Source organism: Acidovorax sp., assembly GCF_034519795.1.
Lineage (GTDB): Bacteria > Pseudomonadota > Gammaproteobacteria > Burkholderiales > Burkholderiaceae_C > Acidovorax.
Map to the genome: position 1 here is coordinate 266653 of NZ_JAXHOB010000004.1, position 20209 is coordinate 286861.

Annotated in this window: 26 protein-coding genes; 25 read left to right on the plus strand and 1 reads right to left on the minus strand. The window is 69.3% G+C overall.

Annotated elements, in window-relative coordinates; all coding sequences use genetic code 11:
• Positions 1–21 precede the first annotated feature (21 nt).
• From fliF to flgJ, 16 genes are all read left to right on the plus strand, one after another.
• A complete protein-coding gene (fliF, locus tag U5N23_RS04995; RefSeq protein ID WP_322591729.1) occupies positions 22–1704 on the plus strand; it encodes a flagellar basal-body MS-ring/collar protein FliF in 1683 nt (560 codons plus the stop codon).
• On the plus strand, positions 1688–2719 hold the full coding sequence (locus U5N23_RS05000; protein ID WP_322591730.1) for a flagellar motor switch protein FliG: 1032 nt from the start codon (positions 1688–1690) through the stop codon (positions 2717–2719). The genes fliF and U5N23_RS05000 overlap by 17 nt, the downstream gene beginning before the upstream one ends.
• Positions 2716–3405: a flagellar assembly protein FliH gene (fliH, locus tag U5N23_RS05005; protein ID WP_322591731.1), complete on the plus strand. Its 690-nt coding sequence runs from the start codon at positions 2716–2718 to the stop codon at positions 3403–3405. Before U5N23_RS05000 ends, fliH begins: the two co-directional genes overlap by 4 nt.
• Entirely contained in the window at positions 3402–4712 is a 1311-nt protein-coding gene (fliI, locus tag U5N23_RS05010; protein WP_322591732.1) for a flagellar protein export ATPase FliI, read from the plus strand. Before fliH ends, fliI begins: the two co-directional genes overlap by 4 nt.
• Positions 4709–5143: a flagellar FliJ family protein gene (locus tag U5N23_RS05015; protein WP_322591733.1), complete on the plus strand. Its 435-nt coding sequence runs from the start codon at positions 4709–4711 to the stop codon at positions 5141–5143. The genes fliI and U5N23_RS05015 overlap by 4 nt, the downstream gene beginning before the upstream one ends.
• 96 nt (positions 5144–5239) lie before the next feature.
• A complete protein-coding gene (gene fliD / locus U5N23_RS05020; RefSeq protein WP_322591734.1) occupies positions 5240–6604 on the plus strand; it encodes a flagellar filament capping protein FliD in 1365 nt (454 codons plus the stop codon).
• Positions 6605–6622: 18 nt separating this feature from the next.
• The gene (gene fliS / locus U5N23_RS05025; protein WP_184862668.1) at positions 6623–7009 is read left to right on the plus strand and encodes a flagellar export chaperone FliS; all 387 of its coding nucleotides are present in this window, start codon (positions 6623–6625) and stop codon (positions 7007–7009) included.
• A complete protein-coding gene (locus tag U5N23_RS05030) occupies positions 7002–7313 on the plus strand; it encodes a hypothetical protein (RefSeq protein ID WP_322591735.1) in 312 nt (103 codons plus the stop codon). Before fliS ends, U5N23_RS05030 begins: the two co-directional genes overlap by 8 nt.
• The gene (locus U5N23_RS05035) at positions 7310–8497 is read left to right on the plus strand and encodes a flagellar hook-length control protein FliK (RefSeq protein WP_322591736.1); all 1188 of its coding nucleotides are present in this window, start codon (positions 7310–7312) and stop codon (positions 8495–8497) included. Before U5N23_RS05030 ends, U5N23_RS05035 begins: the two co-directional genes overlap by 4 nt.
• A 4-nt stretch (positions 8498–8501) precedes the next feature.
• Complete coding sequence (locus U5N23_RS05040; RefSeq protein WP_322591737.1) at positions 8502–8969, plus strand: flagellar basal body-associated FliL family protein; 468 nt, start codon at positions 8502–8504, stop codon at positions 8967–8969.
• A gap of 9 nt (positions 8970–8978) precedes the next feature.
• A complete protein-coding gene (fliA, locus tag U5N23_RS05045; protein ID WP_416208570.1) occupies positions 8979–9698 on the plus strand; it encodes an RNA polymerase sigma factor FliA in 720 nt (239 codons plus the stop codon).
• Positions 9699–9722: 24 nt separating this feature from the next.
• Positions 9723–10625 carry a flagellar motor stator protein MotA gene (gene motA, locus U5N23_RS05050; RefSeq protein ID WP_322591738.1) on the plus strand — a complete coding sequence of 301 codons (903 nt, stop codon included), beginning with the start codon at positions 9723–9725 and terminating at the stop codon, positions 10623–10625.
• On the plus strand, positions 10615–11604 hold the full coding sequence (locus U5N23_RS05055; protein ID WP_322591739.1) for a flagellar motor protein MotB: 990 nt from the start codon (positions 10615–10617) through the stop codon (positions 11602–11604). The genes motA and U5N23_RS05055 overlap by 11 nt, the downstream gene beginning before the upstream one ends.
• Positions 11605–11636: 32 nt before the next feature.
• Positions 11637–11909 carry a flagellar biosynthesis anti-sigma factor FlgM gene (gene flgM, locus U5N23_RS05060; protein WP_322591740.1) on the plus strand — a complete coding sequence of 91 codons (273 nt, stop codon included), beginning with the start codon at positions 11637–11639 and terminating at the stop codon, positions 11907–11909.
• A complete protein-coding gene (locus U5N23_RS05065; RefSeq protein WP_322591741.1) occupies positions 11906–12334 on the plus strand; it encodes a flagellar protein FlgN in 429 nt (142 codons plus the stop codon). Before flgM ends, U5N23_RS05065 begins: the two co-directional genes overlap by 4 nt.
• Positions 12321–13025 (plus strand): flagellar assembly peptidoglycan hydrolase FlgJ, encoded by a 705-nt coding sequence (gene flgJ, locus U5N23_RS05070; RefSeq protein ID WP_322591742.1) that lies wholly within the window; start codon positions 12321–12323, stop codon positions 13023–13025. The genes U5N23_RS05065 and flgJ overlap by 14 nt, the downstream gene beginning before the upstream one ends.
• On the opposite strand, the gene flgA is transcribed toward flgJ, so the two are convergent.
• Positions 13010–13765, minus strand: coding sequence for a flagellar basal body P-ring formation chaperone FlgA (gene flgA / locus U5N23_RS05075; protein ID WP_322591743.1), 756 nt, complete (start codon positions 13763–13765; stop codon positions 13010–13012). The genes flgJ and flgA overlap by 16 nt on opposite strands.
• 18 nt (positions 13766–13783) lie before the next feature.
• Between flgA and flgB the strand changes: the two genes are divergently transcribed.
• The 9 genes from flgB to U5N23_RS05120 are packed head-to-tail and all read left to right on the plus strand — an operon-like array spanning position 13784 to position 20191.
• Positions 13784–14146: a flagellar basal body rod protein FlgB gene (gene flgB, locus U5N23_RS05080; RefSeq protein WP_322591744.1), complete on the plus strand. Its 363-nt coding sequence runs from the start codon at positions 13784–13786 to the stop codon at positions 14144–14146.
• A gap of 3 nt (positions 14147–14149) precedes the next feature.
• Positions 14150–14569 carry a flagellar basal body rod protein FlgC gene (gene flgC / locus U5N23_RS05085; RefSeq protein WP_322591745.1) on the plus strand — a complete coding sequence of 140 codons (420 nt, stop codon included), beginning with the start codon at positions 14150–14152 and terminating at the stop codon, positions 14567–14569.
• Positions 14570–14572: 3 nt separating this feature from the next.
• Positions 14573–15250, plus strand: coding sequence for a flagellar hook capping FlgD N-terminal domain-containing protein (locus U5N23_RS05090; protein WP_322591746.1), 678 nt, complete (start codon positions 14573–14575; stop codon positions 15248–15250).
• Between the two features lie 17 nt (positions 15251–15267).
• Entirely contained in the window at positions 15268–16458 is a 1191-nt protein-coding gene (locus U5N23_RS05095) for a flagellar hook-basal body complex protein (RefSeq protein WP_322591747.1), read from the plus strand.
• A 12-nt stretch (positions 16459–16470) separates the two neighbouring features.
• Complete coding sequence (locus tag U5N23_RS05100; protein WP_322591748.1) at positions 16471–17196, plus strand: flagellar basal body rod protein FlgF; 726 nt, start codon at positions 16471–16473, stop codon at positions 17194–17196.
• A gap of 32 nt (positions 17197–17228) precedes the next feature.
• The gene (gene flgG, locus U5N23_RS05105) at positions 17229–18017 is read left to right on the plus strand and encodes a flagellar basal-body rod protein FlgG (protein WP_322591749.1); all 789 of its coding nucleotides are present in this window, start codon (positions 17229–17231) and stop codon (positions 18015–18017) included.
• The gene (gene flgH, locus U5N23_RS05110; protein ID WP_322591750.1) at positions 18017–18688 is read left to right on the plus strand and encodes a flagellar basal body L-ring protein FlgH; all 672 of its coding nucleotides are present in this window, start codon (positions 18017–18019) and stop codon (positions 18686–18688) included. Before flgG ends, flgH begins: the two co-directional genes overlap by 1 nt.
• Positions 18689–18711: 23 nt before the next feature.
• The gene (locus U5N23_RS05115; RefSeq protein WP_416208575.1) at positions 18712–19818 is read left to right on the plus strand and encodes a flagellar basal body P-ring protein FlgI; all 1107 of its coding nucleotides are present in this window, start codon (positions 18712–18714) and stop codon (positions 19816–19818) included.
• Position 19819: 1 nt separating this feature from the next.
• On the plus strand, positions 19820–20191 hold the full coding sequence (locus tag U5N23_RS05120) for a flagellar biosynthesis protein FlgJ (RefSeq protein ID WP_322591752.1): 372 nt from the start codon (positions 19820–19822) through the stop codon (positions 20189–20191).
• Positions 20192–20209 lie beyond the last annotated feature (18 nt).

Genomic DNA, 20209 nt, shown 5'->3' on the forward strand with positions numbered 1-20209 from the left:
CAGCGCACCGGAGTCTTTCGCGTGAATGCCACCCTGAAATCCGGCTGGGAGCGCCTGCGCGCGGGCAGCCTGCCCCGCCTTGCGCCGGCCTTCGTGAAGAGCCTCGCCCCCCTGGTGCTGCTGGCTGCGGGCCTCACGGCCGTGGTGCTGATGTTCCTGTGGAACGCCCAATCCGGGTACAAGCCGGTGTTCGGTGCGCGCGAAAAAGTGGCCGCAGCCGACATGATGTCCGTGCTCGAGGCCGAACAGATCCCCTACCGCATCCACCCCGAAAGCGGGCAGGTCCTGGTGCCTGAGAAATCGCTGGGCAAGGTGCGCATGCTGCTGGCCGCCAAGGGCGTGACCGCCAAGCTGCCGGCCGGCCTGGAACTCATGGACCGCAACGACCCGCTGGGCGTGAGCCAGTTCGTGCAGGACGTGCGTTTTCGCCGCGGCCTGGAGGGCGAGCTGGCCCAGAGCATCGGCGCGCTCGACGCCGTGGAATCGGCCCGCGTGCACCTGTCCATCGCCAAGTCGACGTCGTTCGTGATCAGCGATGGCGCGCAAAGCTCGGCCTCGGTGATGCTCACGCTCAAGCCCGGCCACCGCCTCGGCTCGGAACAGATCGCCGCCATCGTCAACCTCGTGGCGGGCAGCGTGGCCAGCCTGGCACCCCAGCGCGTACAACTGGTGGACCAGAGCGGCAACCTGCTGTCGGCCCATGTGGACCTGAGCCAGGGACTGGATGCGCTCAACGGCGGCGAGGCCGCCGCGCGCCACCGCGACGCCACGCTGCGCAGCATCCGCGACCTGCTCGTGCCGGCGCTGGGCGAAGACAACTTCAAGGCCAGCGTGACCGCCGAAGTCGATGAGGACCGCATCGAGGAAACCCAGGAAAAGTTCGGCACCGACCCGCGCGTGACGGCCGAGGCCGTGCGCGACGAGCAGGACCGGGCCATGGCCGCCATCGGCGTGCCCGGCTCGCTGAGCAACCGCCCCGTCAACTCCGACCCGGCCGCTACCCAGCCCGCCGACCCGAACGCCAACGCCAACACGGCCCGCAAGAACGCCACCACACGCCAGTACGCCTATGACCGCAGCATCAAGCAGATCAAGCGCAGCCGCAGCCGCCTGAGCAAGCTGCATGTGTCGGTGGTGCTGAACACCGCCGTGGCCCCCAAGGGCGCCGCCGCCGGCTGGAGCGCCCCGGAATTGGCCCATATCGAGAAGATCCTGCACAACGGCCTGGGCATCAATGCCGAGCGCGGCGACCAGCTCATCGTCTCGGCCCTCGCGTTCCGCGCCCCCCCCGCGCAGCAACCCTGGTGGCAGCAGCGCGACACCGTCGTCGACTGGGGCATGCCGCTGGTCTACCTGGTCGCCGCGCTGCTGGCCTTTTTCCTGGTCGTGCGCCCGCTGGTGCGCAGCACCCAGCAACGCCTGGCCGCTCCGGCTGCGTTGGCCCTGGGCCAGGCGCCGGCCCTGACACCGGTGGTGCCGCTCGACGAGAGCGGCAGCGCGCCCCTCGCCGCCGCCAGCCCTGCCGCCGTGGCCGGTCCGGGGGCCATGCCCGTGGTCCCCCTGCTCGAGGACTACGACCTGCCGCCCCCCGGCTCGCCCGTGGATGTGATGGTGAGCCACCTGCGCGTACTGGCCGAGAAGGAGCCCGAGCGCGTGGCCGAAGTCGTGAAACAGTGGATTCAAAAACATGGCCACCCGAATTGATTCCCCGATCGCTGCCTCCGGCGAGGCCACCAGCAGCCCGCTGGAGCAGGCGGCCATCGTGCTGCTGTGCATGGGCGAGGAGCCTGCCGCCGCCGTGCTGCGCTGCCTCTCGCGCGAGGAACTGCTCGAAGTCACGCAGGTCATGTCGCGCCTGAGCGGTATCAAGGTCGAGACTGTGCGCGCCTCCATGCAGCGCTTCTTCGACGACTACCGCGAACAAAGCGGCGTGCACGGCGCCTCGCGCTCCTACCTCAAGCGCTCGCTGGACCTGGCACTGGGTGCCGACATCGCGGGCAATGTGCTCAACAGCATCTACGGCGACGCCATCCGCCCCAAGATGGCGCGCCTGCAATGGGCCTCGCCCAAATGGCTGGCCGAGCGCATCGCTCAGGAGCATGTGCGCATGCAGGCGGTGTTCCTGGCGTTCCTGCCACCGCCCCAGGCCAGCGCCGTGATCGAGTCCCTGCCCGAAGCCAGCCGCGACCACGTGCTGCTGAGCATGGCGCGGCTGCAGGAAATCGAAAGCGAATGGCTGGTCGAGCTCGAAGAGATCGTCGAGCGCTGCCTGGACGACCTGGGCACGCAAAGCGCCAGCGTCGAGGGTTCGCGCCAGGTCGCGGAGATCATCAACCGGCTCACGGGCGACAAGCGCAGCATGATCGAGCTGCTGCGCGCGCACGACCCCGAGGTGGTGTCGGCCATTGAGGTCAGCATGTACGACTTCTTCATGCTCTCGAACCAGACCGAGGCCGTGCTGATCCGCCTGCTCGACGACATTCCGCTGGAGCAGTGGGCCATCGCGCTCAAGGGCGCCGAGCCCCAGGTGCGGGACGCCATCCTGCGCGCCATGCCGCGCCGCCAGGCGCAGAGCTTCGAGGACCTGCTGCGCCGCGCCGGGCCCATGCCGCTGAGCCGCGTGGAGCAGACGCGCCGCGAGATCATGGCCCAGGTCAAGGCCCTGGCCGATGCGGGCGAGATCCAGATCCAGCTGTTCGCGGAAGCCACCGTCGAATGAAGCACCTGCGCCTGCACCGCTTCCCGCCCCTGGCACAGCTGCGGGACCGTCCCCAGGCCATGCCGGGCGGCGACGCCTCCGTGGTGGCCGATGGCTTCCAGGAAGGCATGGCCAAAGGCTACGAGGAGGGCCTGCAGTCGGGCTGGCACAGCGGCCACCAGGAGGGCCTTGTGGCCGGCCTGGAGGAAGGACGCAGCCAGGGCATGGCACAAGGCCACGAGGAAGCCAGCGCCCGGCTCGACCAGATCGGCGCGCCCCTGCAGGCGGCGCTCGAACAGGTGCAGCAGTTGCAGGCCGACTACCAGGCCGCCATGCGCAAGGAGGTTGTGGAACTGGTCGCCAAGGTGGCGCGCCAGGTCATCCGCTGCGAGCTCGCGCTGCAGCCGCAGCAGTTGCTGGCCATGGTCGATGAGACCCTGGCCACCCTGCCGCGCGTCAGTGACGAAGAGGTGCAGGTGCACCTGAACCCCGAGGAGTGCCAGCGCCTGCACGAGCTGCAGCCCGAGGGCGCCAGACGCTGGAAGCTGCGCCCCGATCCGCGGCTCGAACCCGGCGAGTGCCATGTGCATGCCGGCAGCCACGAGGCCGATGCCGGCTGCCGCCAGCGCCAGGCCGCCGTAATGGAACAGGTATCGGCCCAGTTGCTCGATGCACAGCCGCCCGCCGTGGCGCAGGCAACGCCATGATCGCCGCCGCATTGCGCAGGCTGGAACTGGGCGCCGTGCCCGTGGCCACGCCCACTGGTCGGCTCGTGGGGGCCTCGGGGCTGCTGCTCGAAAGCGCGGGCTGCGCGCTGCACACGGGCCAGCGCTGCCATATCGAAACCGCGACGGGCGGCTGGATCGACGCCCAGGTGGTGGGCTTTCGCGAGGACATCTCCTACCTCATGCCCTTCAAGAAGACCGAGGGCCTGGCCACCGGGGCCCGCGTGCTGCCGGCCCCGGAGCGATCGGACCTGATGATCGGGTCCAGCTGGCTCGGGCGCATCGTCAATGGCCTGGGCGAGCCGATCGATGGCCTGGGTCGCCTGGGGGGCGAGCATGTGCTGCCCACCCACCCTCCGCATGTGAACCCGCTGCGCAAGCGGCCTGTGGACAAGCCGCTGGACGTGGGCGTGCGCGCCATCAATGGCCTGCTCACCCTCGGCCGGGGCCAGCGCGTGGGCCTGATGGCCGGCAGCGGCGTGGGCAAGAGCGTGCTGCTGGGCCTGATCACGCGCCAGACCGTCGCCGACGTGGTGGTCGTGGGCCTGATCGGCGAACGCGGCCGCGAGGTGCGCGAGTTTATCGAGCGCTCGCTCGGCCCCGCCGGCCTGGCCCGCGCCGTGGTGGTGGTTGCACCGGCCGACGAATCCCCGCTGATGCGCCTCAAGGCCACCGAGCTGTGCCATTCGATCGCCGCGCACTACCGCGACCAGGGCCAGCATGTGCTGCTGCTCGTGGACTCGCTCACGCGCTATGCCATGGCCCGGCGCGAGGTGGCGCTGTCGCTGGGCGAGCCACCGGCCACCCGCGGCTATCCGCCCTCGGTCTTCAGCCTGCTGCCGCAGCTGGTGGAGAGCGCAGGCAATGGCGAGAACGCCCAGGGCAGCATGAGCGCCATCTACACCGTGCTGGCCGAAGGCGACGACCAGCAGGACCCGGTGGTGGACACGGCACGCGCCATCCTGGACGGGCACATCGTGCTTTCGCGCGCGCTGGCCGAGCGCGGCCACTACCCGGCCATCGACATCACGGCCTCCATCAGCCGCTGCATGGCCCTGGTCAGCACGCCGCAGCAGCAGCGCGCCGCGCGCCAATTCAAGGAAATGCTGTCGCGCTATGCCCAGGTGCGCGACATGCTGCCGCTGGGCGCCTATGTGCCGGGCGCAGACCCGGTGACCGACCGCGCCGTGGCCCTGTACCCGCGCCTGGAGGCCTTCCTGCACCAGGGCACGGCCGAGGCTGCCCCGCTGCAGGACACCCTGGCCCGCCTTGAGGAGGTGATGGCATGAAGCCAGAGCAGGCCATCGCCAGCCTGGCCCGCCTGGCCGAGCTGCGCCAGCAGGAAGTGGAGCGCCAGCAGGCCGAGGTGGCCGGCAAGCAGCGCGTGCGCGAACGCTACCAGCGCAACCTGGACCGCCTGGACACGCTGTACCGCAACGTGGGCGCCAGCGGCGCCGGCCTGGCGGCGGCGGCCCTCAACAGCGGCAACTACAAGCACAGCGTGATGCAGCTGGCCCACGCGCACCGCAATGACCTGGCGCTGCACGATGCCGACCTGGCCGTCTCGCGCCAGACCCTGGCCAGTGCCTCGCGCCGGCACGAATCCGTGAACCAGTTGCTCGAACGCCAGCGCCAGGACCTGAAGCGGGCCCAGGACGTCCAGGAACAGAAGCGCCAGGACGAGATGGCCGCCCTTATGTGGCAGCGGAGGCCCGCATGAGCACCGCCTTGCACCGCACCGATTTCATAAAGCGCGCCTTTGCGTCGCCTTCTGCCTCAGACCGCCCTTTTTCAACCGTTTTGAGAGGAATCTGACATGGCAGACATCACCCCCGGCACGATGGCGACCCAACTGGCTACGTCGTACACCGCGCGCGCCCAGAGCTTGCTGGCATCGCAGGCCAAATCCGCCCAGGCGACCAGCACGGCCCTGACCAAGCTGCAGTCGGCGCTGAGCGCCTTCAACTCGGCCCTCGGCGGCCTGGCCGGCGGCACCGGAAAGAGCCTGGTGCAGCGCACCACCACGCTCAGCAGCACGGGGTTTGCCAGCGCCACGGCCAGCGCCTCGGCACCGGCCGGCGGCTATTCGCTGTTCGTGCAGCAGGTGGCCACGCCACACCAGGTGGCGTTCGAGGACCTGCCCGCAGTGCCGGTCTCGCTGGGCGGACCGCTGGTCGTGCAGCTGCAGGACGGCACGGACTTCACCGTGGCCCTGACACAGGCCGACACCGACAACGACGGCACCATCTCGCAAACCGAAATTGCCCGCGCCATCAACCAGGCGAACGAGAACCAGGGCAAGGTGACCGCCACCACGGCCACAGTCGATGGCAATACCCAGCTGGTGCTGTCGTCCGGCAAGACCGGCGACAGCGGCCGCATCACGCTGGACACCAGCGGGCTGCCCGCCAGCGCCCTCAAGACTGCCCTGTCCACGGCCAAGGAACTCTCGCCGGCGCGCGACGCCGTCGTCTACCTGTTCGGCGACGCCACCACCGGCACCCGGCTGCAGCAGGCCTCCAACACGGTGACCGCCATCGACGGCGTCACGGTGACGCTGACCAAGGCCATGCAGGCAGGCGACAGCCCGCTCGTCGTGACGGTGGGCAACGACGACAGCGGCACCACGGCCAATGTGCAGAAGTTCGTCGACGCCTACAACGCGCTCGAGAAGACCCTCGACGACCTGACGGCCATGGGCTCGGATGGCACCACCCGGGCAGCGTTCGCCTCCGACGCCGGCCTGCGCGCCCTGCGCGACCGCATGAGCTCGGTGCTGCGCCAAAGCCATGGCGGCATGAGCCTGTCCCAGTTCGGCATCAGCACGGACCGCAGCGGCGCCATGTCGCTGGACAGCGCCAAGCTGCAAAAGACCCTGGCAGCACACCCCGAAGGTCTGGACACGCTCTTTGGCAGCGCCAGCCTGAGCGGCTCCAGTGGCGTGCTCGGCGCCTTCAACGATGTCGTCAAGAGCTGGACCGACAGCAGCAAGGGACATATCCAGCAGCGCAAGGCCTCGCTGGACACCCAGCAAAGGGGCCTCGCGGCGCGCCAGACCCGCCTGGATAACCAGTACGACATGGCCTACAAGCGCTACCTCGCGCAATTCACCCAACTGCAGAACCTGCAGTCGCTCATGAGCGACAACAGCAGCCTGCTCAGCAACCTCGGAGCGACCTAAGCCGCCCCCTCCCCCGCCATGGACTACGACGCCTACCGCAGCTACCACGCCGTCAACCTGAACGCGCAAACCGCCAATGCTTCACCCGTGCAGTTGGTGATGATCCTCATGGACGGCCTGCTCGAGGAGCTGGCGCGCGCCCGGGGCCACATCGAAGGCCGCCGCTACGAGCTCAAGGCGCGCAGCCTGGACAAGTGCGTGGACATCCTCAACGGCCTGTCCAGTGCGCTGGACTTCGACAGCGGCGGTGAAGTCGTGGCCAACCTGGGCCGGCTGTACGAGTACTGCGCCTGGCGTCTGCACAAGGCAGGCCTGGAGTTGCAGGCCGAGATGGTCGACGAAGTGGTGGGCCTGCTCACCACCATCCGCAATGGCTGGCAGAACGTGCAGGCCGCCCATGGCTGATCCGCAGCACATGCTGGAGCTGGCGCAGCGCCTGCGCGAGGGCAGTCTGGCGCGCGACTGGGATGCCCTGGCCCGCGCCAGCCGCGAGCTCACGGTCCTGCTCGCCCCGCTGTCGGCGGACCAGGCGCGCCTGCCGGCCGAGCGCCAGGCCCTGCGCGCGCTGCAGCAGGCCCACCAGCAGGCCCACGCCCAGTGCAACGCCGCCGCCGAGGAACTGCAGCGCGCCCTGGAGGAGCTGCGTGCCCACAAGGACGGCTGGATGGCCTACGCCGCCCACGGCGAGATGAACGAGTCCACGACATGAGCCTTTCCCTGCCCCAGGCCCTCCCCACCGCCCTGCCGCTGCCCTCCGCCGGCCCCATCCCGGCGCTGTTTCCCGCAGCCCCGGGAACCCCGGCGCCCGGCATACCCGCTGGCGCCGGATTCTTCCTGGCCCTGCAACAAACGGCCCTGCCCGCGCTGTGGGCCGCCACACCGCCGCAGGCCGGCGCCCCACCCGCCACCCTGGCGCTCCCCGTGACCCTGCCCGGCACCGTGGCCGAGCCCCCCCCCAGCGACCTCCTGACCGAGGCGCCCGAGGACAATCCGCCGGCCGCAGAGGTTCCGACCCCGGCGCTGCCGGCCCCGCTGTTCGCCCCCATCGCAGCCACCCCGGCCTTCCAGCCGCATGGCCTGGCCCTGCCCCATGCGGGCGCGCCACGGAACGTGGCGAGCACCACGGCCCCGGCCGCTGCGGCCCCATCCATGCCCGCCGTGGCTCTGGCGATCCCGGGTACCGCCCCCACCACGGCGCAGGATGCCCTGCCCTCGTTTGCCACCACCGTCCTGCAGGCCACCGTGCCACAGGCACAGCCCTCCTTGCCCGTGGCGGCCCTGCAGCAGGCCGCAGCGCCCCAGGTGGCGGTGCCCGCCGGCGCCCCGACTGCGGCCACGGCCACGGCAGCACCGCTTGAGAAGGCGCTGGCGGCCAGCGTCGCCACCTCGCGCGAAGCCCCCCTGGTGGCATGGAACCCGGCGACGGCCGATGGTCTGCCAGCGCCGCTGTCCACCCCCCCGGCGGTGGCGCCGGCAGGCAACGACGGCGCGCCGGCCCCGGCCCTGGTGGAAGCCCTGGGCGAGCGCATCCAGTGGCAGTTGCGGCGCGGCAGCGAGCGCGCCCAGATCCGGCTCGATCCGCCCATGCAGGGCCAACTGGAGATCACCGTGCGCCGCGATGGCGCCGGCCTGCAGATCCACCTGAGCGCCACGCACAGCGACGTGGTGCGCCAGTTGCACGCCATCAGCGACAGCCTGCGTGGCGACCTGGCCACGCGCCAGGCGGGCGACGTGACGGTCACGATCGCCCAGCACGCACCGCGCGAGCAGGACGGGCGCGGCCGCCAGGCCCAGGACAACGCCCCCGAGCCGCAAGGGCCTGGCCGGGCCCTGGCCGACGCCGAACGCGACCATGCGCCACAGGCGTTTGCACTCTCCACCTCCCAAGGCTGATTCCATGACCAAAACACGGCAACTCATTGCGTTCACCCTGGTGGGACTGGCCATGGCCGGCCTCGGCGGGGGCGGCGCCTGGTGGTGGCTCAAGAACCGCGCCCCCGCAGCCGACACGGCCCAAGCCCAGGCCAAGCCGGACTACGACAAGCAGGAATACAAGTACGTCAGCCTGGACAAGGTGATCGTGATGCTGCGCGGCCAAGCGGGAGAGCCGATGGCCCACTACCTTGCGGTGGACCTGGTCTTCAAGGCGCCGGCGGAGAAGGAGCGCACCGTGAAGGAGCACCTGCCGCTGCTGCGCAGCGTGGCGGTCTCCGCGCTGTCGACCTACCCGCTCGAGAAGGCCTCCAAGATGACCATCACGGAACTGGCGACGGACATCAATGCGGCCTACCAGGCGAGCTACGAGCGCGACCGCAAGGAAAAGCCCTTCGTCGAAGCCCTGATCGGCAAGCTGATCATCGAATAGGCCCGCCCCATGGACATGCACACGGGTTACGCCGAAGTTCACGGTGCCGCTGCCCCCCGCAGCGCCGCCGATGAACAGCGCCATCTGCTGGCCTACGCTCCGCTGGTCAAGCGGATCGTGCGCCAGTTGACGTCGCAGATCGGCGCAGCCGTGGACCGCGAGGACATGGAGCAGATCGGCCTCATGGGCCTGCTCGATGCGCTGCGCCGCTACGGCGATGCGCCCGACGAGAAGTTCGGCTCCTATGCCTCGATCCGCATCCGCGGCTCGATCCTGGACGAGCTGCGCCGCCAGGACTGGCGCCCGCGCTCCGTGCGCCAGGACAGCCACCGCATGCGCGACGCCGTGCGCGCCCTCACGCGCCGCCTGGGCCGTGCGCCCAGCGATGGCGACATCCTGGCCGAGCTGAATATCTCGGCGGCCGAGCTGCAGGAGTACCGCCTCGCGGAAAACGCCGAGATGCTCGTGAGCTTCGACGAGATCCTGCAGGAGCTGAGCCACATGCCCTCGGCCAGCCTGAGCCCCGAAGAAGCGCTGATGGACCGCCGCAGCCTGGAGCAGGCGCTGGGCACGCTCGACGAACGTGAGCAGCGCGTGGTCCAGCTGTACTACGAGTTCGACCTCAGTCTCAAGGAAATCGCCGCCGTGCTCGGCCTGACCGACGCGCGCGTGTGCCAGATCAACAAGGGCGCCCTGCGGAAGATGAAAGCCTTCCTGCAGGACGCCTGACCCCTATCCACAAAGAACCATCCCATGCAAGCCATCGTCGGCATCATCATCGTTCTCGGCTGCGTGTTCGGCGGCTTCATGCTGCACGGCGGCAGCTTCAAGGTCATCTGGCAGCCCGTGGAGCTGCTGATCATCCTGGGCGCAGGCCTGGGGGCCATCGTGCTGGGCAACCCCAAGCATGTGCTCTCGGAAATGGTGCTGCAGTTGCGCAAGGTGGTCGGCCGCAAGAAGCCCGGCGAGGAGTTCCAGCGCCAGTTGCTGCTGCTGATGTACGAGCTGCTGCAGACCGCTGCCGGCGGCCTGAAGGCCCTGGACGCCCACGTCGAGGCGCCCCACGAGAGCGCGCTGTTCCAGCGCTACCCCCTGATCCTCGAAGAGCCCAAGCTGCTGCACTTCATCGTCGACAACTTCCGCCTGATGGCCATGGGAAAGATCAACGCCCATGAGCTGGAGGGCGTGCTGGAGCAGGAGCTGGAGGCGATCTACGACGAGCTGTCGCAGCCCGCCAAGTCGCTGGGCAAGATCGCCGAGGCGATGCCGGGCTTCGGCATCCTGGCCGCAGTGCTCGGTATCGTGATGGCAATGAGCTCGGTGGCCGATGGTGCCGGCACCGCCGAGATCGCGGTGATGGTGGCTGCGGCGATGGTCGGCACCTTCATCGGCATCTTCTTTTGCTATGCGCTGTTCGACCCGCTGGCGAACATGATGAAGCAGATCGTGCACGAGGAACTGGCCGCGCTGGAATCGGTCAAGGTGGTGCTGGTGACCCATGTCTCGGGCAAGCCGCCGCTGCTGGCGATTGATGCCGGCCGCCGCCTGGTGCAGCTGAACATCAAGCCCAGCTTCGCGCTCCTGGAAAGCTGGATCGACAACATGCAAAATGCGGGCGCCGCCGACCGCATGCCCGGAGAACGCCGTGCTACCTGATGGCAACGCAAGCAAGGCCGGCAAGGGCGATGCCCACCACCCGACCGTCGTCAAGCGCGTCTCGCGCAAGGCACACGACGAGTCCCATGGGGGGGCCTGGAAGGTGGCCTTCGCCGACTTCTGCCTGGCCCTGCTGTGCCTGTTCCTGGTGCTGTGGCTGCTGGCCTCGCGCAATGCCGAGCGCAGCGAGGAGATCCTGCGCACCACGGGCGGCAAGATGTTCGATGAAGGCGCGGGCCACAAGATCCACACCTTCACCACGGCCCAGGGCAGCCTGATCCCGCGCGAGCCCGTGCCTGCGCAGGGCATGGTGCGGCAGCCGCGCCAGGCCTTCACGAATGGCGGCAATGGCCTGCAGTCCGGCGCGGCGCCGGTGCGCTACGAGACGGCGGCCGAACTGCGGCAACTGGCGGCCATCCTCATGCGCATGAGCGAGGACGCCGGACTGGCCAACAACCTGCAGGCCGTCATCACGCCCTTCGGCCTGCGCGTGATGCTGCACGACACCGACAAGCAAGGCATGTTCGAGCGTGGCAGCGTTGTGCCGACCGAGCGCTTTCGCCGCCTGCTGCGCAGGATGGGCCCGGTGTTCGCGCAGATGGAAAACCAGATCATCGTCGTGGGCCACACCGACTCCCTGCCCTACGCCGATGGCGACATGGGCGCGGTCTCGAACTGGACGCTGTCCAACAACCGGGCCATCGCCGCCCGCTACCACCTGCTGGCCGGCGGCATGCCCGCCGGCACTACGCTGCAGACCGTGGGCATGGCCGACCGGGCACCACTCAACGCCAAGGATCCCAGGGCCGACACGAACCGCCGCATCGAACTGCTGATCCTCACGACCGAGCATGCACGCCACATTGCGGCCATGTTCGGCGCCCCCGAAACTGTGGCGCCCTTGCTGCCCGGCGTGGACTCCACCGTGCCGACCCGCGAGGCCCTGACCGCGCTGCGCGACACCCTCACCGCCCGCTGACCGCCATGGAAACCAGAATCCGAGGCCCCCGCATGAAAATCACCTCTACCGGCATCACCGCATTGCCCGCTGCCGCGCCCGTGCCCGACACCACCGCCGCCGCCGCACAGGCCGCAGCCCCGCTCGATGAGCCCGAGCGCGCATCGGGCATGCTGGAAGCGGCCCAGTCCGCCCTGCGCGCCATGCCCGAGATCGACGAGGCCAAGGTCGCAGCGCTGCGCGATGCCCTGGCCCGCGGCGAGATCCGCTTCGACGCCGGCAAGCTCGCGGGACTGATCACCCGCTACCACGGAGGGCGCGAATGAGCCGCCCCGGCCTCCTGCAGCAGTTCGTGGCCGACATGGACGCCGATCTCCTGCAGTACCGCAGCCTCCATGTGCTGCTGCAGGAGCAGTTCACTGCCGCGCTGCGGCACGACAGCGCCGGCCTGCTGGAGCTGAACGAGCGCGTCCTGGCCATGGTGGCGGCGCTGGACCTGTGCCGCGAGCGCCGCAGTGCCCTGCTGGCGCAACTGCTGGCTCCGCAGACTCCGGCCACGCTGGGCGCCTTGCTGGATCGCCTGCCGCCCGCAACGCGCGGCGTGGTGCAGACGCGCGCCCAGGCACTGGAGCGGTTGATCCACGACTGCAAGGAACGCAATACCCGCAACGGCCGCCTGGTGACCGACCAGCAGGCCATCCTGCAGCGCGTGCTCCGGGGCAAGGAAGAAGACACCTATGCTCAGGCCTGACATCGCGCTGCCGCGCATCTCCATGCCCTCCGTGGAGCGGCTGCCCCTGCCAGCCCAGGGCCAGGCCGGCCCCTTCGCGACCGTGTTCCGCCAGGCCCACGCCGAGGTGCAGCGGGTGATCGACCAGGGCTGGCCCGGTGAATCCCTGCCCGCCATGCGCCCCGAAGCATGGGCCCACCGCGCGCAGGCCTCGGCGCCCGCTGGGGGCACGGCCGCGTCGACCCTGGGTACACAGCAGCAGGAATTCCTGTCCAGCATCGCCCCCTGGGCCCGGCAGGCGGCGCAGGCGCTGGGGGTGTCGGCCGATCTGGTGTCGGCCCATGCCGCGCTGGAATCGGGATGGGGCCAGCAGCCGCTGCGCGATGCTGCAGGCCAGAACACCCACAACCTGTTCGGACTCAAGGCCCAGGGCGGCTGGCAGGGCGCGCGCGCCGATGCCCTGACCACCGAGTACGAGAACGGCATGGCGCTCAAGAAGACCGAGGCGTTTCGCAGCTACCCCGACTACGCCAGCGCCTTCGGCGACTATGCGCGCCTGCTGCAGGGCAGCCCGCGCTACCGGGCCGCACTCAACACCGGCGCCGATGCCCAGGCATTCGCCCAGGGCCTGGCGCGCGGCGGCTATGCCACCGACCCAGGCTACGCGGCCAAGCTCGTGCGCCTGGCCGAACAGATTCAGTCGCGGGATTGATCGTCCATGGACCGCACCATGCTCTCCGGCTCCACCAGCCCCGCTTCGATGACGCGCGCGCGGATCACCTTGCCCGTGCCGGCATTGCGCACGCGCACGACCTGGCCGCGCCGTCCCGGCTCCATGGCCTCGCCGGGCACCTGGACCTCGATGGCGCCATTGCGCGCGACGATGCTCACGCTGTCGCCCCGCTTGAGCAGCAAGGGCTGCACCAGCCAACGCGGCGACACCACCTGGCCGGTGCGCAGCGCCCGCGTGCTGGCCTGGCCGACGGCGGCGTCGGCCGATGGCAAGGCATCGGCCATGTCGGCCAGGGTGCGCCGCTCCTGCGCCAGGTCGGCCTCGGCCATGGCCCGGTTGGCCTGCACCGGTGCGGCCGCCACGACCACGAGCGCGGACACCTCGGCCCGCACGATCCATTCGCGCTGCCAGCCCGCACTGCCCGGGCAGGTGGCCGCAAAGCGCATGCGGCTCAGGTACCGCGTCTCCACCGCCTCCACGGCCACGGCCTGGGCACACGGCGCAGCCGGGGTGGAACCGCGCTCGACCAGGCTGAGCTCGAACTGGGGAGCGACCAGCCCCTTGAGCGTGGCCTGCTCCGCCAGCCACTGGCGTGCCGCAGCCTCCACGCGCTGCGCCGGTGTTTGCAAGGGCGCGGCGGACAAGGCCAGGGGCCCCCACAGCAACGCTGCCAATGCGGCACCGGCCCAGGGGCGGCCATGAACTTTCTTGACGGACATCAGCAAAAGAGGATCAACATGGGAATTCACTTTGACAAGGCCCTGGGTGTGCACGCCGACACCCTGCGACTGCGTGCGGATCGTACCAAAATCATTGCGTCGAACCTGGCCAACGAGAGCACGCCGGGCTACCAGGCGCGCGACATCGACTTCGCCGCCTCCCTGGGCCAGCGCCAGGCCGACGCAGGGCCTCTGGCGCTCGACACGGGCGACGGCGATCTGCTCTACCGCGTGCCCAACCACCCCTCGCAGGACGGCAATACCGTCGAGCTGGGCGTGGAGCAGTCGCTGTTCTCGCAGAACGCATCCGACTTCCAGACCAGCCTGACCTTCACGAACATGAAGCTCAAGGGCCTGGCCAAGGCCATCGCGGGGCAGTAAGCCATGGCATTTCGCAGCATCGCCCAGATCGCCGGCTCGGCCATGACGGCCCAGACCGTGCGCATGAACACCATCTCCAGCAACCTGGCCAACGCCCAGTCGGCTGCGGGCACCGAGGCCGGCGTCTACCGCGCGCGCAAGCCCGTGTTCTCGGCCATCGCCCAACCCGGCCAGGACGGCCAGGTGGCCGGCGCACGCGTGCAGGTGCTCGACGTGATCGAGAGCACCGAGCCGGCGCGCAAGGCCTACGAACCGGGCAACCCGCTGGCCAACGAATCTGGCGAGGTGTTCTATTCCAACGTCAATTCCGTGGCCGAGATGACCGACATGCTGTCGGCATCGCGCGCCTTTGAAACCAATGTGGAGGTGCTGGGCCGCGTCAAGGCCATGCAGAACTCCCTGCTTCGCCTGGGAGAGGGCTGATCCATGGAAACCAACGCAAGCCCATCGGCCACCCAGGGCAACGGTGCTGGCAGCAGCAACGCCATCACCAGCGCGCTGGGCGGCAACGGCTCGGTCTCCGACCTGTTCGTCAAGCTGCTGGTGGCCCAGATCCGCAACCAGAACCCGCTGGAGCCGACCGACCCGAGCGAATTCGTGGGCCAGCTGACCCAGCTGAGCCAGATGGAGGCGCTGCAAAAGCTCACCGAGCAGGGCACGACCGCCGCCAGCCTGATGGCCAGCACGCAGATGCTGACCCTGGGCTCCCAGGTGGGCTCCTCGGTCACCGTGCAGACCGATACCCTGGCCGTCGATGGCGAGCCCATCGCGCTGGGGTTCCACCTTGACAGCAACAGCGCGCAGACCACGCTGGTGCTCACCGGCAGCGACGGCGCCAAGCACCGCATCGAGCTGGGCACGCAGAACCTGGGCGACGTGAAGTACACGCTCGACCCGAGCACGCTGGGCCTGGCGCCAGGCAAATACGGCGTGCAGGTGGAAACCAGCACGAAGGAGACCCCGGCCATCGAGGTCACCGGAGAGCTCACCAACGTGCGCCTCACGGGCAGTGGCAGCGCCATGCTGACCGTCGCCGGGGCCGCCCAGGTCCAGCCAGGCCTCATCACCGCATTCAACGGCAAGCCCGCCACCGCCACACCCTGAACCCCAAGGAAACCGCCATGAGCTTCGAAATCGCCCTGTCCGGCATCAATGCCATCAACACCTCGCTGGACACCATCAGCAACAACATCGCCAACTCCGGCACCTTCGGCTTCAAGGCCAGCCGCGCGAACTTCTCCTCGATGTACGCGGGCACCCAGCCGATTGGTGCCCAGATCGGCTCGCTGACGCAGAGCATCGACGTGGGCGGCGGCGTGCTGACCACGGGCCGCGCGATGGACGCGAGCATCCAGGGCCGCGGTTTCTTCGTGACCAAGGACAGCGCCGGCGCCCTGCTGTACACCCGCGTGGGCATCTTCTCCACCGACAAGGACGGCACGCTGATCGACGCCTCGGGCCGCAAGGTCCAGGGCTACCCCATGGTGCCGGGCACGACCACGCTGGGCGGCTTTGGCGACATCACCGTGCCCACGGGCCAGGTGCCGGCCCAGGCCAGCACGCAGATCAAGTACGTGGGCAATCTGTCTTCCGACTGGACCGTGCCCGCCGTGGCACCGTTCGCCCCCGCCGACCCGCTGTCCTACAACAGTTCCATGGTGTCCGTGGTGTACGACTCGCTGGGCGCACAGCACACCGTCACACAGTACTTCGTCAAGTCGGCCACGCCGGGCCAGGTCAACGTGCACTACACCGTGGATGGCGGCGCGCCCGGTGCACTGCCCGACCTGACCTTCGGCCCCGACGGCCAGCTCACCAGCGCAGCCTCGGCGACGGTTCCGGTCATCACCCTGATGCCCGCCGCACAGGACCTGAACATCACCATCAACTACTCCGGCACCACCCAGTACGCCGGCGACACGACCACCACGGTGAACTCCACCGATGGCTACGCCTCGGGCACGCTCACGGGCGTGGAACTGGCCAAGGACGGATCCGTCGTGGCCCAGTACAGCAACGGCCAGAAACAGAGCGTGGGCAAGATCGCGCTGGCCACCTTCCCCAACGAAAGCGCGCTCACGGCCGTGAGCGACACCAGCTGGACCACCTCGGTGGGCTCGGGCAACGCGCTGTACTTCACGCCCGGCACGGGCATGACGGGCGACCTCACCGTGGGTGCCATCGAGCAGTCCAACGTGGATATGACCTCGGAACTGGTGAGCCTGATGTCCTCGCAGCGCAACTACCAGGCCAACACCAAGGTCATCTCGACCGAGAACGAGATGATGCAGTCGCTGATGCAGGCCATCTGAGGCTGACGCGCCATGGACGCCCTGATCTACTCCGCCATGAGCGGGGCCGAGCGCACGCTGCACGCGCAGCAGGTGCACGCCAACAACCTCGCCAACGCCTCCACCAACGGCTTTCGCGCCGATCTGGAGCTGGCCAGCAGCCAATCCGTGCAAGGCTACGGCTACAGCGCCCGCCATCTGGCCGAGCTGCAGGCGAATGCCGTCTCCACGCGTTCCGGCACCGTGGTGCCGACCGGGCGCGACCTGGATGCGGCCGTCTCGGGTGAAGGCTTCTTTGCCGTGGCCCTGGGCGATGGCGAGGCCTACACACGCAACGGCGCCTTCGTGGTGGATACCAACGGTGCGCTGACGCTCAATGGCCGCCCCGTACTTGGGGACGGCGGCCCCATCGTGCTGCCGGCCCATGTGCGCGTGGCGATCTCCGAGAACGGCACGGTGTCGGTGCAGCCCGAGGGCGAAGCCGATCTGCAGCCCGTGGACCGGCTCAAGCTGGTCAAGCCCGCTGCCTCCACCCTGGCCAAGAACACCGCCGGCTTCGTGGTCAGCCGCGACGGCCAGCCGCTGCCGGCCGATGACACGGTGCGCGTGAGCGGCGCCCACCTCGAAGGCAGCAACGTCTCGGCCGTCGAGGAGATGGTCGCCTCCATGGGCCTGAGCCGCGACTTCGAGGTCCATATGCGCCTGTTCAAGGTGGCCGACGACATGGCCGCCAACGGCAACCGCCTGCTGCGCGACTAACCCCCCTACCTCTCTTCCGACAAGGAGCCTCCATGAATCCCGCCCTCTGGGTCAGCAAGACCGGTGTCCAGGCCCAGGACGCCAAACTCCAGGCCATCGCCAACAACCTCGCCAACGTCAACACCGTGGGCTTCAAGCGCGACCGCGTGGTCTTCGAGGACCTGTTCTACCAGGTCGAGAAGCAGCCCGGCGCCCAGATCGACGAGAACCGCAACTCCGCCTCGGGCATCCAGCTGGGCAGCGGCACACGCCTGGTGGGCACGCAGAAGGTGTTCACCACCGGCAATCTGCAGACCACCGGCCAGTCGCTCGACGTGGCCATCGTCGGCAACGGCTTTTTGCAGGTCGAGCTGCCCAATGGCGAGTCGGCCTACACGCGCGCAGGCCAGCTCTCGGTGAATGCCGACGGCCGCCTGGTGAACGCGCAAGGCCTCGCACTGCTCCCCGAGATCACGGTGCCCGCCAACGCCACGGGCCTTACCATCCTCGAAAACGGCACCGTGCAGGCGTCCGCGAATGGCAGCACCACGCCGACGGCGCTGGGCCAGCTCACGCTGGCGAACTTCGTCAACCCCGTGGGCCTGCTCGCCCTGGGCGACAACCTGTACCAGGAAACCGTGGCCAGCGGCGCCCCGAACGAAGGCGCACCCGGCGAGGAAGGCCGCGGCAAGCTCAAGCAAGGCGCCCTGGAAGGCTCGAACGTGCAGGTGGTCGAGGAGATGGTCGACATGATCGCCGCCCAGCGCACCTACGAGATGAACACCAAGGTGCTCTCGGCGGCCAACGAGATGATGCAGAACCTCGCCCAGGCGGCCCGCTGATGGACTCCCGTGCAGTCCTGGGCCTGATCGCCGCGCTGGCCAGCATGCTGCTGCTCGCGGGCTGCGAGACGCTGGCCACCGCCGAGCCCAAGGTCGCCCTGGAAGAACCGCTGGTCACCATGCCCGTGCTGCGGCGCGGCCAGTCGGGCGGGGTGTTCTCGCCCGAGCACAGCTCCACGCTCACGGCCGACAGCCGCGCCATCCGTGCCGGCGACGTGCTCACCGTGGTGCTGCAGGAGACCACCCAGGCCAACCGGCGCTCGGGCACCACGCAGGGCAAGAACAGCAGCGCCGCCATCGCCTCGCCGGTGCTGCTCAACCAGACGCTCAAGGGCCGGATCGGCACCGACGCCCAGCGCTCGTTCGACGCCAGCAACACGGCCACGCAGCAGAACACCTTGCAGGGCGCGATCACCGTGGTGGTGCACGAGGTCCTGCCCAACGGCCTGCTGCACATCCGTGGCGAAAAGAGCCTCACGCTCAACAACGGTGAAGAGTTCGTGCGCGTGAGCGGCTATGCGCGCGTGGCCGACATCGACACCGACAACCGCCTGTCGTCGCAGCGCATCGCGAATTCGCGCATCACCTACTCGGGCCGCGGCGCACTCGGCGACACCCAGCAGCCCGGCTGGCTCACGCGCTTCTTCAACAGCCCGCTGATGCCCTTCTGACCCCCCTGCCCACCATGACGACGATGCTCCGCCCCCTCCTCCTGCTGTCCACCCTGCTGCTGGGCCTGGCCCCCCAGGCCGCGCTGCCCGCCCAGAACCTGCGCAACCTCGTGCAGATCGAGGGGGTGCGCGAGAACCAGCTGATCGGCTACGGCATCGTCGTCGGGCTGGCAGGCTCGGGCGACAGCACCCAGGTGCGCTCGGCGGGCCAGTCCGTGACCAACATGCTCAAGCAGTTCGACGTCAAGCTGCCCGAGGGCAGCAACGCCGCCAAGACCAAGAACGTCGCCACGGTGATGGTCAGCGCCGTCTTTCCGCCCGGCTACCGCAAGGGCCAGACCATCGACGTGACCGTGTCCTCGCTGGGCGACGCCAAGAGCCTGCGCGGCGGCGTGCTGCTGCTGGCGCCGCTGCGCGCGGCCAATGGCGACACCTATGCGCTGGCCCAGGGCAATGTGGTCGTCGGCGGCCTCAGCGCCCAGGGGGCCAGCGGCTCCAGCGTCACGGTGAACACGCCCACGGCCGGTCGCATCCCGAACGGCGCCACCATCGAGCGCGAGATCGAGACCGACTTCGACACCCGCCCCACCGTGCGCCTGAGCCTGCGCCGCCCCAATTTCCAGACCGCGACCAACATCGTGGACACCATCAACCGGCGCTTCGGCGCCATCGCCACGACCACCGACGCCACCAGCGTCGAGGTGCAGGCCCCCGCCAACCCCACCCAGCGCGTGGCCTTCGTGGCCCGCCTGCAGGCCCTGAGCATCGACGTGGGCGAAGAGGTGCCCAAGGTGATCTTCAACTCCAAGACCGGCACCGTGGTCATCTCCCAGGGTGTCACGGTGCGTCCGGCCGCCGTCTCGCACGGCAGCCTCAAGGTGGTGATCAGCGAGTCGCCGCAGGTCAGCCAGCCGAACTCGCTGGGCCGCGGCGAGACCATGGTGACGCCGCAGTCGCGCGTGCAGGTGGAGCAGGGCAACGGCCGCATGTTCCGCTGGCCTCCCAGCGCCAAGCTGCAGACCATCATCGACACGATCAACAGCACCGGCGCGACGCCGGACGACATCATGGCCATCCTGCAGGCGCTGGACCAGGCGGGGGCGATCAACGGCGAACTGGTGGTGATCTGACATGGAACGTACCGACTTGCGACTCTCGCCGCTGCCGGGGCCAGCCCCGGTCGACACCATCGCGCCCGCCGCAGACGCGCAGTACCGCGCCCGGGCCGAGCAGGCCGCCGTGCGCTTCGAGGGCCTGTTCATCTCGCAGATGCTGCAGCAGATGCGCAAGAGCGCCAGCGAGATCGCGGGCGAGGACGGCCTGTTCCAGCCGCAGCGCAACGACATGCTCGACTACGCCGACACCCTGGTGGCCGACCAGCTCGCCAGCCAGCGCGCAATCGGCATCGCCAACACCCTGCTGCTGCAGCTGCTGCCGCCTTCCGCCCCCACCGCACCGGCAGCGCTTAATGTTTCGCCGCCGCCGGTCGCCCTTAGATCCTAAGACTCTCCAGGGATTGTT

What these genes read in the sequence shown, in the direction of transcription:
- U5N23_RS05035 (WP_322591736.1), top strand. Translation starts at nt 7,310, where the DNA reads ATGAGCCTTTCCCTGCCCCAGGCCCTCCCCACCGCCCTGCCGCTGCCC.
- fliA (WP_416208570.1), top strand. Translation starts at nt 8,979, where the DNA reads ATGGACATGCACACGGGTTACGCCGAAGTTCACGGTGCCGCTGCCCCC.
- U5N23_RS05120 (WP_322591752.1), top strand. Translation starts at nt 19,820, where the DNA reads ATGGAACGTACCGACTTGCGACTCTCGCCGCTGCCGGGGCCAGCCCCG.
- flgJ (WP_322591742.1), top strand. Translation starts at nt 12,321, where the DNA reads ATGCTCAGGCCTGACATCGCGCTGCCGCGCATCTCCATGCCCTCCGTG.
- U5N23_RS05100 (WP_322591748.1), top strand. Translation starts at nt 16,471, where the DNA reads ATGGACGCCCTGATCTACTCCGCCATGAGCGGGGCCGAGCGCACGCTG.
- flgB (WP_322591744.1), top strand. Translation starts at nt 13,784, where the DNA reads ATGGGAATTCACTTTGACAAGGCCCTGGGTGTGCACGCCGACACCCTG.
- U5N23_RS05015 (WP_322591733.1), top strand. Translation starts at nt 4,709, where the DNA reads ATGAAGCCAGAGCAGGCCATCGCCAGCCTGGCCCGCCTGGCCGAGCTG.
- U5N23_RS05065 (WP_322591741.1), top strand. Translation starts at nt 11,906, where the DNA reads ATGAGCCGCCCCGGCCTCCTGCAGCAGTTCGTGGCCGACATGGACGCC.
- flgH (WP_322591750.1), top strand. Translation starts at nt 18,017, where the DNA reads ATGGACTCCCGTGCAGTCCTGGGCCTGATCGCCGCGCTGGCCAGCATG.
- flgA (WP_322591743.1), bottom strand. Translation starts at nt 13,765, where the DNA reads ATGTCCGTCAAGAAAGTTCATGGCCGCCCCTGGGCCGGTGCCGCATTG.
- flgG (WP_322591749.1), top strand. Translation starts at nt 17,229, where the DNA reads ATGAATCCCGCCCTCTGGGTCAGCAAGACCGGTGTCCAGGCCCAGGAC.
- fliI (WP_322591732.1), top strand. Translation starts at nt 3,402, where the DNA reads ATGATCGCCGCCGCATTGCGCAGGCTGGAACTGGGCGCCGTGCCCGTG.
- U5N23_RS05030 (WP_322591735.1), top strand. Translation starts at nt 7,002, where the DNA reads ATGGCTGATCCGCAGCACATGCTGGAGCTGGCGCAGCGCCTGCGCGAG.
- fliS (WP_184862668.1), top strand. Translation starts at nt 6,623, where the DNA reads ATGGACTACGACGCCTACCGCAGCTACCACGCCGTCAACCTGAACGCG.
- fliH (WP_322591731.1), top strand. Translation starts at nt 2,716, where the DNA reads ATGAAGCACCTGCGCCTGCACCGCTTCCCGCCCCTGGCACAGCTGCGG.
- U5N23_RS05000 (WP_322591730.1), top strand. Translation starts at nt 1,688, where the DNA reads ATGGCCACCCGAATTGATTCCCCGATCGCTGCCTCCGGCGAGGCCACC.
- U5N23_RS05090 (WP_322591746.1), top strand. Translation starts at nt 14,573, where the DNA reads ATGGAAACCAACGCAAGCCCATCGGCCACCCAGGGCAACGGTGCTGGC.
- motA (WP_322591738.1), top strand. Translation starts at nt 9,723, where the DNA reads ATGCAAGCCATCGTCGGCATCATCATCGTTCTCGGCTGCGTGTTCGGC.
- U5N23_RS05115 (WP_416208575.1), top strand. Translation starts at nt 18,712, where the DNA reads ATGCTCCGCCCCCTCCTCCTGCTGTCCACCCTGCTGCTGGGCCTGGCC.
- U5N23_RS05095 (WP_322591747.1), top strand. Translation starts at nt 15,268, where the DNA reads ATGAGCTTCGAAATCGCCCTGTCCGGCATCAATGCCATCAACACCTCG.
- fliD (WP_322591734.1), top strand. Translation starts at nt 5,240, where the DNA reads ATGGCAGACATCACCCCCGGCACGATGGCGACCCAACTGGCTACGTCG.
- flgC (WP_322591745.1), top strand. Translation starts at nt 14,150, where the DNA reads ATGGCATTTCGCAGCATCGCCCAGATCGCCGGCTCGGCCATGACGGCC.
- U5N23_RS05040 (WP_322591737.1), top strand. Translation starts at nt 8,502, where the DNA reads ATGACCAAAACACGGCAACTCATTGCGTTCACCCTGGTGGGACTGGCC.
- flgM (WP_322591740.1), top strand. Translation starts at nt 11,637, where the DNA reads ATGAAAATCACCTCTACCGGCATCACCGCATTGCCCGCTGCCGCGCCC.